This is a genomic window from Pseudomonadota bacterium (assembly GCA_039193195.1).
Classification (GTDB): Bacteria; Pseudomonadota; Gammaproteobacteria; order Steroidobacterales; family JBCBZW01; genus JBCBZW01.
In genome coordinates, this window is the sequence record JBCCWS010000029.1 from 43,472 (window position 1) to 56,781 (window position 13,310).

Consider the following 13,310-nt stretch of genomic DNA (forward strand, 5'->3'; position numbering starts at 1 on the left):
GATGACGCAGCCTCCGGCAGGGCCCACGGCGAGCGCCGCCGGCGGCAGCGGAACCCGTCCGCGGCCGGCACGCCGCGGGGCTGGAGCGGCGTGGTCGCACGAGACCGTGCAATGGGTAAAACGCGAGTTAGCTAACAGTATTGTTGATGCTCGAGCGCTTCTAGAGCGCTTCGCCGAGGATCGCGAGGCGCTCGATTTGATGCGCCGCTTCGCCAATCTGATGCACACCGCTGCCGGCGCCCTGCGCATGGTGGATATCCAGGGCGCTACCCTGCTCGTCGAGGAGATGGAGGTGGTGGCTGAGGGCATCGAGCAGGGCACGCTGCTCAGCGCTGACGATGGCCTCGACGCCCTCACCCGTTCGGTTGTGCAGCTGCCTGCCTACGTCGAGCGCGTGGCGGCCGGCGAGCGCGATATCCCGCTCCTGCTGCTGCCTCTGCTAAATGACCTGCGTGCCGTACGCGGTAGCCCGCTGCTCTCCGAGAGTACGCTGTTTATCCTCAATATCCCCGCCGAGACCATGCCGGAGACGTTTGGCGGCAAGGCGACCGCCGAAGACATCTCCCAGGTCGTGCGCAAGCTGCACCCTCACTTCCAGGTGTCCCTGCTCGGCTGGTTGCGCGGACGCGACGCCGAGCGGTGTCTGAGCCGCATGAACGTGGTCTCGGAGAGCGTGATCGATCTGACTCGCGTCTCCTCCCTCGCCCGCCTGTTCTGGGTCGTGTGTGCAGTGATTGAGGCGCTCCAGGACGGTGGCTTGCCCACCGGGGCCTCGATAAAGCGTCTTATGGGCCAAGTTGAGCGTCAGTTGCGTCGTGTGGTCACCGCCGGCGAAGGGGACTTCGAAGCCGCCCCGGCTGAGGAGCTCCTGAGCAACCTGCTGTACTACGTGGCCCGAGCGGGCTCTACGGGTGAGCGGGTCGGTGCAGTGAAGCAGGCCTTCGCGCTGCGCGAGCTACTGCCTGAAAACGAGGAGCTCGACTCGGCCCGCGCCGATCTAGGCGGACCCAGCGCGGAGCTCATGGGCACCGTGGGCGAGGCGATCAAGAGTGATCTTTCGCGTATCAAGGAGCTGTTGGAGCAGTATCTGGCCAGCGGCGACAGCGCCGACTCGTCGGCCCTCGCAGGGAATGTTGAGCAGTTCAAGAAGATCGGTGACACGCTGCGCGTGCTCGGTCTCGGCGACCTGTCACTGCGCATCGAGGGACAGCGCGATGCGCTAGAGGCGCTGATCGAGACCGACCGGGTGGATGCCGAGGCTCTCCTCGGCGTGGCTTCGGCCTTGCTCGAGATCGAAGATGCGCTAGATGATGCATTGGAATCCCAATCGCTCTCCTCCGGTCGCGAGGAGGATGAGGCCACCGGGGTTAACCAAGAATTTCAAAAGGTAGTCGCGGCAGTCGTCCGCGAGTGCAACGTTAGCCTTGGCGAGATAAAGGAAATCCTCGCGCGCTACTCGCGCGATCGGCGCGACCGCCAGAACTTCGAACGCCTCGGTCCGCTTCAGCGCACCGTGGCGGCGGCCTTACACATGCTCGAGAAGCATGAGGCCGCAAGGATCGCCCGCCGGCTCGTTACGGTGGTGGAGGGTCCCCTCCTCAACGGCTCATCACCACCTGCTGACAGCGATTTGGATCGCTTAGCGGACGCGCTTGTCGGACTCGAGTACTACCTAGAGACGATAGGCGCGGGTCGGCCAGATCCAGCTTATATGTTGGACAACGCCGCGACCTGTTTGGACGTGCTGGCACCCGAGGAGCTACTCCCGGAGCCCGCCTCGGAACCTACGGCAAGCGATGAGGGTGGTGCAGAGGACGTGGAGGCCGTGCGGCTAACGGGTGCCGGCGTTCATGTAGATCCGGAGTTGCTCGATCTGTTCCTCGAGGAGGCGCGGGAGGAGATAGAGTCGATCAATGCCTACCTCCCGGCGTGGCGTGATGCCTCGGATAGCCCCGAGATGATCGTGGCCCTGCGTCGCTCCTTCCATACGCTGAAGGGGAGTGGGCGGATGGTCGGCGCGATGGAGATCGGCGATTTCGCCTGGGGCGTCGAGCACCTGCTGAACGGTCTGTTGAACAAGCGTTTCTCGGCCACCAACGAGCTACGTCAGTACATCGATGACGCGGCGCGCGCCTTGCCTCGATTCGTCGTCTGCCTTGAGCAGGGGACGGCGATCGACGAGCCGCTGCAGGCACTGATTCGCCGCGGAGCTGAGCTCGGTAACTTGGCGGTACCGGAAGCCGCCGCGCCGCCGCATCGAGAGGATGCGCCAACGAGCGATGAGAGTTTCGATGCGCAGGCGCCGCCGCTTGCGCAGATCGCCGCGGAAGAGGAGGACTCGGAACGCCCCGACTCCACCACCCATCTCGGGGAGTGGGAAGCGGCGGCCGACGCGATGCATGCGCGTCGCGACCCCACGGAGAGCCTGCCCACGCTGTTGGAGCTGCGCGATGTGGCCGGGGACGAGGAGCTCGGCGATGAGGCAACCTCAGGGTCAGTGGCGAACCCCGACCTCGTAGTGGCGCCCGTGCACGAGCTCGACGATGCGGTTCGCGAGGCGATCGATGCGGCCGTCGGCAAGGTGGGCACGCTCACCACCGGGGCGTGTACGAGCGTTGGCGTTGCCGCCGTCGATCCGCAGTTAGTGGAGGCCTGGCGATGCGTGGAACGCTTAGCGAGCGATGCCAGCCTGGAGCCGTTGGAGCGTCTGGCGGAGAGCGTTTGGCGCTACCTGGAGACGGCAGCTTACGAAGGCCTTTGCCTTCCCGATGCGGCCGCTGAGGTACTGGGCGTCTCGGCGGTCACGGCTGAGCGCTGGATGGAAGATCGGGCTGAGCTGCACGCGCCTGATTCGATCGATGCCCTAGACGATCTGCTGGAACAGCTGTACGACTTACCGGAACCAGACGCGTCGCCGCAAGCAGTACCGGAAGATCAGCTGGGCGTGGCGACTGGCAACTTCACCGCGCCCCGTGCGGACGACTCGGTCCCGAGCGAGGCCGATGATGAGGTCCACGCGCCTGCCTACGATGACACACTCGTCGAGATCTTTACGGAAGAGGCCGGCGAGTTGCTGGAGGCGGCGGACAGCAGTCTTCAGCAATGGCGCCACAAGGGGGGCGACAGCGCTGCTGCCGTGGCTGAGCTTAAACGAGTCCTGCACACCCTCAAGGGCGGTGCGCGCATGGCGGGAATCACTCCTATCGGTGACGTTAGCCATGAACTCGAAAGCCTGCTAATCCGGGCGGGCGATGGAGACGATACGACCGGCGATCAGCAAATTCTCGACCTAGCGCAGAGCACCGTAGACAGCCTGCACGGGATGCGCGATGCACTCCTCGCCCGCGAGCCTCTGCGCGGCTCGGCCGCCGCGCTCAGCAAAATTCGCAGTGCCGCGGGCGGTGGTCTGGAAGCGGAAGACGAGCCAGAATTCACAGCACCCGCGGAACCGCTTGGCTCTGACGATGCGGCATCGAGCGCGAGCGCTGTCGAGCAGGGATTGGCGCGTGCGGCCACGGAAGCCGCTTCGGTAGCTGCTCGGGCGACACCGGTGCCTCCGGGTGCCGAGCTGGCAAAGCGTCGCGAGACGATCCGTGTCGGCGCGGATCTGCTCGACTCCCTTCTGAATGATGCCGGTGAGATCAGTATCTTCCGCTCCCGCATGGAGCAGCAGATCTCCTCGATGGGTTTCAACGTCGCGGAGTTTGGCCAGACCGTGGATCGCTTGCGCGCTCAGCTGCGCAAGCTGGAGCTGGAGACCGAAGCGCAGATACTCTTCCGTCACCAAGACGACAGCTCGCGCGAGCGCACGAATTTCGATCCCCTTGAGCTCGATCGCTACTCGCTGATTCAACAGCTCTCCCGCGCGCTTGCTGAGTCAGTCAACGATCTCGGTAGCCTTCGCGACATGCTCTCGAGCATGCACAACGAGTCCGAGAACCTACTCGTCCAGCAGGCTAGGGCCACGGGCGATCTGCAGGCGGGCTTGATGCGAACGCGCATGGTGCCTTTCTCGAAGCATACGCAGCGACTAACGCGCATCGTGCGACAAACGGCGGATGAGCAAGGCAAGCTAACGGCGCTACGAATCGACGGAGGTGCAGGGGAACTCGACCGCCACATCTTGGAGCGCATGCTGCCGCCCTTCGAACACATGCTGCGAAACGCGGTTGTGCACGGTATCGAGTCGCCCGCTGAGCGCCACGACGCCGGCAAACCGGAACAGGCGCAGATCACGATCAGCTTGCGCCGCGAAGGCGCGGAGATGGTGATTAGCGTGTCTGACGATGGGGCAGGGCTGGACGTTGAGGCGATTCGAGAGCGTGGCCTGCGCCAGGGCCTGATCAGTAGCGATGATCAGCTCAGCGATCGCGATCTCATGCAGCTGATTTTCCGCCCAGGCTTCAGTACCGCCTCCGAGGTGACGCAGGCCGCCGGGCGCGGCGTCGGCATGGACGTGGTGGCCAGTGAGGTGCGTAAGCTCGGCGGTACGCTCGACTTCGAGTCCTCGCAAGGCCAAGGCACGCGCTTCGAAGTGCGCCTGCCGTTTACCCTCGCCATCACACAGGCTTTGCTAGTCGAGGCGGGAGGCGAAGGCTATGCCATTCCGCTGCCAGCGGTGGAGGGCATACTGCGGCTGCCGACGCCCGAAGTTGAGCGACACTTGGAGGAGTCTGGCCCTGTCTACGAGTACAGCGGTACGCGCTACCGCTTCTCGCTGCTTGGAAATCTCCTCGGCAATGAGACGGCGACCTTACCGGACACCACCACCACGCCAGTGATTCTAGTGCGCGCCGGTGAGCGCAGCACGGCCCTCGTCGTGGATGCTCTTAACGGCAACCGGGAGATCGTCGTGAAGACGGCGGGCCCCCAGATCGCTGCGATCCGCGGCATCGCTGGCGCGACCGTGCTCGGCGACGGTGCCCTGCGCTTGATCCTCGATGTGGGTGCCCTTGTGCGCGGTGGGGCCGTACGCGCTGCCCAGGCGGAGGAGCTGCCGCCAGCCGAGCACCACAAGCCCCTGGCGTTGGTGGTGGATGACTCGATCACCGTACGCCGCGTCACCAGCCGTCTTCTTGAGCGCAACAGTGTGAGAGTGCTGACGGCGCGCGACGGCATCGACGCGATCTCTGTGATGGAAGAGCACCTACCGGATGTGCTGCTGCTCGATATCGAGATGCCCCGTATGGACGGATACGAGCTGGTCGCCCACATGCGCAAGCAGGATCGCCTGCGCGGCATCCCCATCGTGATGATCACCTCGCGGGTTGGCGAGAAGCACCGCGCCCACGGGCTGGCCCTGGGAGTGAACGACTACCTGGGCAAGCCCTACCAGGAGGCACAGCTGCTCACCGCCTTGGAGCCCTTCTTAAATCGATCCCGCGTTGGCGGTGCCGGTGCGGGTGGAGGAGCCTAGCCATGAGCGATGCCCACAAGCTATCCATCGATAGTGGTGCCCTGTACAGCCTTCTCGTCCCTTTAGAGCAGATGCGATTGATCGTGCCGCGCGACTGCGTGGCCGAGGTGGTGGGTTGGGACGCTGCCCGCCATGCGCGACGCGACGCGCATACCCCCTGGCTCATGGGCAAGTTGCCGTGGGGTGACGTCGAAGTGCCGGTGATTTCTTTCGAGGGGCTTTGCGGCATCAACGTGGAGCCTCCCGCCCACCGCGCCCGCGTAGTGCTCATGCGCTGCTTGGGGGATGCCTTCTCGCCGGGGTACTTCGGCATTCTGACGGCTGGTTTTCCCCAGCTCGTGCGCGTGAGCGCGGAAGTGCTGGTGGCGGATGAGCAGAGCAACTGGCCCGCATCGGCGCCCGTGCTGTGTCAGCTGCGTATGGTAGGACAGTCGCCGGTGATTCCAGATCTCGAACTGCTCGAGCACCAGCTCGCCGAGACGGCGGCCTAGTCGCCGCCGCCCCAGGCCTCTAGCCCCCGAGGCTGAAGACGAAGACCAACCCGATCGCGATCGGCGCGACGAAGCGCGTGAACAGTTGCCAGAGCCGGTACCAAAACGGCGGCAACTCGAGCTCTGCACTAGTCACCGCACTAGAGATCCACCAGCCGGCGAACAGCGCGTAGAGCATGCCTCCCAGGGGCATGATCACGTTGGTCACCGAAAAGTCTAGTAGGCCGAATATCGTCTGTCCTTCGAAGCGTGGGATGAACGCTAACGGGTGGAAGTTGCCTAGTAGGTTGAAGGAGAACACGGTCAGCAAGCCGAATAGGAAGGCGGCCCCTGCCAGCAGCGGGGCCATCATTCGGCGATTGAGCCTGGGCGATTCTTCCGCCCGCGAGGTCATGAGCTCGAGCATGCCGATAGCGGAGGTGAGCGCCGCCACGAACACCAGCAGGAAGAACAGTGCGCCAATGATCGAACCGCCCGCCATCTGGCCGAAGGCCGTAGATAAGGCAACGAAGATGAGCTGCGGCCCCTCAGCGGGATCGATGCCGTACTGGAAGACGATTGGAAAGATCGCAAGCCCCGCGAGTAGGGCCACCAGCGTATCGCCCGTGGCCACGATAAGCGCTGCCTTAGGCAAGTGCACGTTGGCGGGCAGGTACGCGGAGTAGACCAGCACTGACCCAATTCCAACGTTGACGGAGAAGAAGGCTTGCCCAAGTGCATCGAGGGCCACATCGAAGTTAACTTGCTCCAGCCGGGGCACGAACAAGTAGTTGATAGCGTTAGGAAAGTCGCCTGCCACCATGCCGTAGATCACCATGAAGATCAGCAGCACAAAAAGGGCGGGCATGAGCAGCTTCAGGGCACGTTCGATGCCGCCGGTGATGCCCCGCGATACGGTGTAGCCGGTGATCGCCATGAACAGGGCATGCCAGAATACGAGCTCTGCGGGGCGAGCGAGAAAGTCGCCGAACATCTGCCCTGCGCCCTGAGCGGAGAGGCCTACGAAGGCACCAGTGACTGCTTTAGTTAGGTAAGCGAGGGACCATCCGGCCACCACGCTGAAGAAGCTCAGGACGATGAACACGGCGATGATCCCAGCCCAGCCGAGCATTGCCCAGACGCTGCCGCCACGGTCCCCAGCCAGCTGGCGCAGGGCTTGTGGCGGTGACAGTCCGGTGCGTCGGCCGATGATCATCTCGCTCAACATGATCGGTGTGGCGATGAGCACGATTGCGACTAGGTAGATAACGACGAAAGCAGCGCCGCCGCTCTGCCCAAGCGTGTACGGGAACTTCCACAGGTTGCCGAGGCCCACGGCGGTGCCGATGGCTGCCAGCAAAAAGGCGAGGCGGGAACTAAAATGCTCGTGGGCTGGGGCGCTGCTGGTGGCGGTCGCTGACATGTATTCGTCCGTGAGTGCAGGTGGCTTGGCGGGTGCTCGCTCAACGCCCGCGTGGCGGCTCGAGGGGGGACATTAGCAAACCGCCGATGCTGCCGGGGATTCTCATCGCCATCCTGGGCAAAGGCCGGCCAGCGCGCCGGGTACCGCATTGCTCATTCGGCGCGATCCTCTGATAGGGGCGGTGGCGACTCGTCGACGGCGGGCAGGGAGGTGCCATTGGTAGCGTTGGCCACGGCGCCATGGAGCATGGCCAGGGCGGCGAGCCCTGCCGTATCTGCCCGCAGCACCCGGGGGCCAAGCGACAAGCGTTCGAAGTGGGCGCCATCGAGGAGCTTGTCTTCGCGATGATCGAAGCCGCCCTCCGGGCCGACCAGCAAGATGATCGTGCCAGGGGCCGTGCGCAGCGAGGCAGCGCGCTGGCCTAGATGCTGCCCGGCGCGCGGATCCAGCCACCAGCGATAGGGGGCGCCTGGCTGTGGCGCTTGATCGAGCGCGCGCACAGCCTGTTCGAGCGCGGTGGGTGAGGTCACCTCTGGCACGCGGTTCAATCCGCACTGTTCGCACGCCGCGTGTACGACACGCTGCCAGTGTTCCCGACGCTGCTCACCTCGCTCGCCCTGCAGCTTCACCACGGCTCGCTGGGTGAGCAAGGGGACGATGCGGTGCACGCCGAGCTCAGTGGCCTTCTCCACCACCGTGTCCATGCGGCCCCCGCGACACACCGCCTGCCAAAGGGTGACCGCCAGTCCCCCCGCATCTCGATCGTCCTCTCGATGTTGATGGATGTCGGCGGCGAGGCGACCGCTTCGTTGCACTAGCGTGGCCTGGTACTCCCCGCCGCGACCGTCGAATAGCACCAGCGGCTCGCCGGGGCGAAGGCGAAGCACGCGCTGTATGTGGTGAGCGATAGGCTCTTCGAGGTCCAGAGACTCGCGTCCGTTAATCGGCCCCTGCACCAGCACTCGAGGGATACGCATGGGGTGTCGCAGTGGCTCCACGGTGAGGCTGACCGTCGGCGCAGTCCAATCCGCGGGCCGTCCGATCATCGCAATCGATCGATTCTCGCGAGCACGCTGCGCCGGCGCAAGTTGCGAAGCAGCGCGCAGTGACCGTAACCGCTAGAATCGACTGGTGAATTCCACTCCTCACCAGGGCGCTGGTGGCCGCTTGCACGTCGATCCGCAGAGCGGGCGTGTCGCAGGGGCGGAGCAGCGCCACTCGCCGAATCAGGACCTGCGTCCTAAGGGTATGGTGCCCTCGTTAGTGGTGCTGCACGGGATCAGCCTTCCGCCAGGGAGATTCGGCACTGGCGATGTAGAGGCGTTGTTTACCAATCGCCTGGCAGGCCACCCTGAGCCGGAAATCGCCAAGCTGGCCGAGGTCCGTGTCTCCACGCACCTGCTCATCGAGCGCGATGGTCGTCTGCTGCAGTACGTTCCGTTGACCGCGCGGGCGTGGCATGCAGGCCCTTCGTGCTACTTCGGTCGCCGAGCCTGCAACGATTTCTCGATCGGCATCGAGCTCGAAGGTACGGACGACACGGCCTACGCCTCGGCCCAGTACGACACGCTAGTCCACGCGTTGCGCGCCATTTTCGCTGCCTGGCCGGCCACCCTCGGGACGCAGCGCGTCGTGGGGCACTGCGATATTGCCCCCGGGCGCAAGACCGACCCTGGCGAGGCCTTCGACTGGCTGGGGTTGTTCACTCGCCTGACGTCGCTCGACATGGTGGCTGCTGGACACTGTTCGGTGGGGCGAGCATGCACCTAATCGCTCTGCTGCTCGGTTTGGTGCTCGAGTACCGCCTTACGCGCCTGTTCTCCCTTCGCGAGCTGCGCTGGTTCGACGCTTACTTCGATCTTGCCCTCGGTGTGCTGTCGCGCTGCCAGGGTTGGGTCGCGCTGTTACTGGCCCTTCCCGTGGTCGCCCTGCCGGTGGCGCCCGTGGCGTGGACTTGCCACCTGCTGGCGCAGAACTGGCTGTTTGGCGCCCCTTACGTAGGGTTTTCAGTGCTGATGTTGCTAGTGGCCCTCGGGCCGAGGAATCTAGCTGAAGACGTACAGGACTATGCGACGGCGCTGCGCACAGGAGAGGCGGAGCAAGCGCGCCGCCTAGGTAAGGGCCTGGTCGAACACGACGTGCGATCCACAGGGCAGGGGGACGAAGGCGATTTGCCCCGCCGCCAGCTCCGGGAGGCGATATTCGTGCAGGCGGACAATCGCCTGTTCGGAGTGATTTTCTGGTTCATCGTGTTTGGGCCCTTCGGCGCGGCCGCCGCTTGGGCATTCCGGATCAGCGATCTCCTGCGCCGGCGGGCGGCCTTCGAGGCAGATCGGCGACGTGCGGACGGTGACGACTTGCCGGCGTTCTTGCAGGCCGTTCGGCGCGTGCACGGCGTGTTGGCCTGGGTGCCGATTCGCCTGTTGGCCTTGGCGCTAGCGCTGGCGGGGAGTTTCGATCGGGCCCTGGCAGCTTGGCGCGAGCATCGCCGCGTACCGGCGATGTCGTTCTACGTGGCCAACGAGACGTTGCTCGCCCGCGTAGGGTGCGGCGCCCTAGGAGCTGAGGCGGACGACGAGCAGATGGATCTGGCGCAGAGCGTCGAGCACGCCCTGGCGCTGGTCGACAGGGCCCTGTGGGTGTGGCTGACCGTCATCGCCTTGATGACCCTGGCAGGCTCCGTACGCTGAACGACGTCTAGGTGCGATCCCGGCACCACAGCACGTCGCCGCCACGCTCGTGACGGGCGAGGGTGCGGGCGATGACGAACATCAGATCCGACAGGCGATTCAGGTAGGTGAGGAGAAGTGGGTTGACGTCCGCATCCCGCGCCAAAGTCCAAATGCGTCGCTCCGTGCGTCGACACACAGTGCGCGCCACATGCGCTGCAGCAGCGGCCGGGCCACCGCCCGGCAGGATGAAGTCCTTCAAAGGCGGCAGCTCCTCGTTCAAATCATCGAGGACGTGCTCCAGGCGGTCCACATGGGCTTGGGTCATAGCCGTGTAGCCGGGCAGGCACAGCTCGCCGCCGAGGTCGAACAAGTCGTGCTGCACGTCCGTGAGCGTTTCGACGACGCGTTCGGGCAAGTTCGTTACGGCGAGCAATGCGCCTACATGGCTGTTCAGCTCATCGGCGCAGCCGTAGGCCTCCACCCGCGGATCGTCCTTCGGCACGCGAGACCCATCGCCGAGGCCTGTGGTGCCCTTGTCGCCGGTTCGCGTATAAATCTTCGTGAGTCGATTGCCCATAAACCTCAGCAAGCTCCCGTTGCCATCGTCGTATCGCGGCGACGCGAATGAGTCGCGGCGCACCCGTGACCTGCGAGGGTCGCATCGCGCGCCGTGGAGAAGGGTGGGGATTCTACCTGAGGTGCGGCGCCGTTAGGCGGCAGCACGAAGCGATCGGGGCCGATTGGCCAAGCTTGGTCCGCAGACGGGGACCTTGGAAAGAGCGCCAGCGGCCCCGGGGCGGAAATCGAAATGCGCCTTGTCACGATGCCCCGCGACCCAGCGCATTAGTGCGAGCCCACCTAGTTGGCATCCTCTACCTCGACGCTGACTACGGCATCGTCTTCTACCCTCACGCGGATACTCATGGGACGACAGCACACGGCGCAGTCCTCCACGAATTCCTGCTCGCCTTCGATCGGGTCGATCAGCACCGAGTGAGTCTCCCAGCACGCGGGACACTGCACCAGCTGTTCTAGGTCCATCATCGTGCAAGTGCTCGAGCGTCAGGGCTGCAGGCGAGTCACGGTCCAGGGTCCTGTATCCGCGCTTCCCTGCTCGTCCGTGTGAGGCGTGACCTGACGTTCCCAGACGGCACGGTCGTGAATGCGGGCAGGGCCGGATACCCATAACTCCACGCGCTGTGGCCACAGGCGCCAGCCCCCCCAGTGCGGCGGTCGTGGCACGTCGTCGCCGTTGGCGAACCGATCGCCAGTCGCTGTGAATCGATCGATTAGCGCATCGCGCGAATCGACCGGTTGGCTTTGTTGGGACGCCCATGCGCCGATTCGGCTATCGCGGTCGCGTGAGGCGAAATAGGCGTCGCTCTCGGTTGACGGCGAGCGTACGACGGGGCCTTGCAGCCGCACCTGCCTGTCTTGCGCGTCGAACAGTAGGACGGCTTCGGCCCACGGGGTCGCGGTGAGCTGCTGACCCTTGGCAGAGGAGTAGTTGGTGAAGAACACTACGTGGCCGCTTGTGCTGTCGATGAGCTTGCATAGGACGATGCGGGCTCGCGGACGTCCGGTCTCATCGACCGTGGCGACGCACATGGCGTTTGGATTCGCCGTCGCCCTGGCGTCCATGGCTTCGATAAACCAACGTTCGAAGGTGGCGAAGGGTTCGGCTGGGAGGGGGTCTGGCAGTAGCGGTGTGCTCGTGGTCATCGGGGTTTCCAGGATGCCGCGCCTAGCGGCGTTGCTAGTCTTGGGGAGTACCCCCTTTGGCAGCTCCCCCGGTGCGGCGCGGGTCTGCTGCGGATTCGAGGCGGCCGTCAGCGCGAAGCAGAGCGGCACCGACACCCCCGAAGTACATTGACTGTTCGTCGAAGCTGCGCACGGGGATGCGCACGCTCGAGGCGTCGATGCCCGGCTCCACCGCCACCTTCTCACCGCCCGAATCGCTCACTTCTGTGTGCAAACGCGGTGCGTTGATGGCATCGCGTAAGTTCATATCGCGATACACGAAGTTGATGAGCGTCTGCAGGATCGCGCTAGTGATGCGATCAGCACCGGGCGACCCGATCGAGAGCACGTGGCCTGCGCGGTGGGTGGCGACGGTGGGGGCCATGTTCGAGGAGATGCGGGTGCCGGGCGGGCCAGCGATCAGTCCGCGACGATTGAGTTCGATCTCACCCAGGCAATTGTTCATCCAGATTCCGGTGCCTGGGGGAATTACGCCGGCGCTGTAGCCTGCAGACATGGTGATGGCGCATGCACCCCGATGATCGTCGACTGCCGAGGCGTGCACCGTGGACGATGACGGTGCGTTGGGCTGCAGAGCGCCGTCACTGGCCGTTTCCAGCAAGGCACGGGCGTCTTCGTCGACCTGGTCGCTGAGATCGAGTGTGTGGCGGCGAAAGGCGAACACGGCGCGCTGGATGTCGACCAGCTGGGAGATAGACTCGGCGTCTGTGCCTTGAAGTTTGGCTCGGCGCACCGCGAGCAGCATCGCCGATAACGTGGTGCCACCGATCGCCGGTGGTGGGTTGGTGGCGATGTCCCAATCGCCCAAAGAGACGGCCAGGGGCGTGCGTACCACGGGTTCATACGTAGCTAGATCTTCCGCCGACAGCATGCCCTCGTGGGCGCGGCTATCACTGGCGATGCGCGCGGCGATCTCGCCGCGATAGAAGTCACCTACGCCGAGCCTCGCGATCCGCTCCAGGCTGTCGCCGAGGTCATCCACCACGATCAGCTCACCGCGGCCCTTCAGGCTACCATCAGCGTGATGCAGCGCCCTTTGGCTCAGGGGATGCCAGCCGAACACCACCTCGTGAGAGTGAACCAGGTAGTCGTGGGCCGGTTGCGGTAGCGGGAAGCCATCACGCCCGAGTTCGTAGGCAGGCTGCACCAACGCGTGCCACGGTAAGCGACCAAAACGCTCTGAGGCTAGACCGAGTGCGGCGAGGGCGCCGGGGACGCCCACGCTCCCATGGCCGACGATGGTGCGAAGGCCACCGCCGTATCCCATGACCGCATCGTGCACACCCTTACCAAGCTCCTCGGGACGTAGTCCGCGCCCTGGCATGGCGATGCTGCCGTCGATGGTTATCGGCGCCTCGCCTGGCGCGCTGACCGTCACGAAGCCGCCCCCGCCGAGGGAGCAAACCCCGGGTTCGGTCGTCATGGAGACGAGCGATGCCGCGATGGCAGCGTCGACGGCGTTGCCGCCCTCGTCCGCGATACGCTTGCCGGCCTGCGCCGAGAGCTGTGAACTGGATGCGACTGCGACTTCTGTCATGGCGGCATGTTAACAGCAGTGCTGTCACCAC

Annotated in this window: 10 protein-coding genes; 4 read left to right on the forward strand and 6 right to left on the reverse strand. The window is 64.9% G+C overall.

Translation table 11 applies throughout. From position 1 onward, the window contains the following. Position 1 precedes the first annotated feature (1 nt). Entirely contained in the window at positions 2-5,416 is a 5,415-nt protein-coding gene (locus AAGA68_19120; GenBank protein MEM9387182.1) for an Hpt domain-containing protein, read from the forward strand. Positions 5,417-5,418: 2 nt separating this feature from the next. Next, positions 5,419-5,907 (forward strand): chemotaxis protein CheW, encoded by a 489-nt coding sequence (locus AAGA68_19125; GenBank protein MEM9387183.1) that lies wholly within the window; start codon positions 5,419-5,421, stop codon positions 5,905-5,907. 19 nt (positions 5,908-5,926) lie between these two features. On the opposite strand, the gene AAGA68_19130 is transcribed toward AAGA68_19125, so the two are convergent. Together AAGA68_19130 and AAGA68_19135 are read right to left on the reverse strand one after the other, a co-directional pair. Further along, the gene (locus AAGA68_19130) at positions 5,927-7,309 is read right to left on the reverse strand and encodes a sodium-dependent transporter (GenBank protein MEM9387184.1); all 1,383 of its coding nucleotides are present in this window, start codon (positions 7,307-7,309) and stop codon (positions 5,927-5,929) included. A gap of 152 nt (positions 7,310-7,461) precedes the next feature. Then, positions 7,462-8,355 (reverse strand): 16S rRNA (uracil(1498)-N(3))-methyltransferase, encoded by an 894-nt coding sequence (locus tag AAGA68_19135; protein ID MEM9387185.1) that lies wholly within the window; start codon positions 8,353-8,355, stop codon positions 7,462-7,464. Between the two features lie 121 nt (positions 8,356-8,476). Between AAGA68_19135 and ampD the strand changes: the two genes are divergently transcribed. Both ampD and ampE read left to right on the forward strand, forming a co-directional pair. Then, positions 8,477-9,079, forward strand: a complete 603-nt coding sequence (gene ampD / locus AAGA68_19140) for a 1,6-anhydro-N-acetylmuramyl-L-alanine amidase AmpD (GenBank protein MEM9387186.1) — start codon at positions 8,477-8,479, stop codon at positions 9,077-9,079. Continuing rightward, entirely contained in the window at positions 9,070-9,999 is a 930-nt protein-coding gene (gene ampE / locus AAGA68_19145) for a regulatory signaling modulator protein AmpE (GenBank protein MEM9387187.1), read from the forward strand. Before ampD ends, ampE begins: the two co-directional genes overlap by 10 nt. Positions 10,000-10,006: 7 nt before the next feature. On the opposite strand, the gene AAGA68_19150 is transcribed toward ampE, so the two are convergent. The 4 genes from AAGA68_19150 to AAGA68_19165 all read right to left on the reverse strand — a co-directional run bounded on the left by AAGA68_19150 (position 10,007) and on the right by AAGA68_19165 (position 13,279). After that, positions 10,007-10,558, reverse strand: coding sequence for a cob(I)yrinic acid a,c-diamide adenosyltransferase (locus tag AAGA68_19150; GenBank protein MEM9387188.1), 552 nt, complete (start codon positions 10,556-10,558; stop codon positions 10,007-10,009). A 281-nt stretch (positions 10,559-10,839) separates the two neighbouring features. Then, positions 10,840-11,025 (reverse strand): CPXCG motif-containing cysteine-rich protein, encoded by a 186-nt coding sequence (locus AAGA68_19155; GenBank protein ID MEM9387189.1) that lies wholly within the window; start codon positions 11,023-11,025, stop codon positions 10,840-10,842. A gap of 18 nt (positions 11,026-11,043) precedes the next feature. Next, positions 11,044-11,703 carry a pyridoxamine 5'-phosphate oxidase gene (gene pdxH / locus AAGA68_19160; GenBank protein ID MEM9387190.1) on the reverse strand — a complete coding sequence of 220 codons (660 nt, stop codon included), beginning with the start codon at positions 11,701-11,703 and terminating at the stop codon, positions 11,044-11,046. A gap of 34 nt (positions 11,704-11,737) precedes the next feature. Continuing rightward, positions 11,738-13,279 carry a gamma-glutamyltransferase gene (locus AAGA68_19165; GenBank protein ID MEM9387191.1) on the reverse strand — a complete coding sequence of 514 codons (1,542 nt, stop codon included), beginning with the start codon at positions 13,277-13,279 and terminating at the stop codon, positions 11,738-11,740. Positions 13,280-13,310 lie beyond the last annotated feature (31 nt).

Excerpts from the sequence above, each read along its gene's own strand:
- AAGA68_19120 (MEM9387182.1), top strand. The coding sequence starts at position 2 with ATGACGCAGCCTCCGGCAGGGCCCACGGCGAGCGCCGCCGGCGGCAGC.
- AAGA68_19125 (MEM9387183.1), top strand. The coding sequence starts at position 5,419 with ATGAGCGATGCCCACAAGCTATCCATCGATAGTGGTGCCCTGTACAGC.
- AAGA68_19130 (MEM9387184.1), bottom strand. The coding sequence starts at position 7,309 with ATGTCAGCGACCGCCACCAGCAGCGCCCCAGCCCACGAGCATTTTAGT.
- AAGA68_19135 (MEM9387185.1), bottom strand. The coding sequence starts at position 8,355 with ATGATCGGACGGCCCGCGGATTGGACTGCGCCGACGGTCAGCCTCACC.
- ampE (MEM9387187.1), top strand. The coding sequence starts at position 9,070 with ATGCACCTAATCGCTCTGCTGCTCGGTTTGGTGCTCGAGTACCGCCTT.
- AAGA68_19150 (MEM9387188.1), bottom strand. The coding sequence starts at position 10,558 with ATGGGCAATCGACTCACGAAGATTTATACGCGAACCGGCGACAAGGGC.
- AAGA68_19155 (MEM9387189.1), bottom strand. The coding sequence starts at position 11,025 with ATGATGGACCTAGAACAGCTGGTGCAGTGTCCCGCGTGCTGGGAGACT.
- pdxH (MEM9387190.1), bottom strand. The coding sequence starts at position 11,703 with ATGACCACGAGCACACCGCTACTGCCAGACCCCCTCCCAGCCGAACCC.
- AAGA68_19165 (MEM9387191.1), bottom strand. The coding sequence starts at position 13,279 with ATGACAGAAGTCGCAGTCGCATCCAGTTCACAGCTCTCGGCGCAGGCC.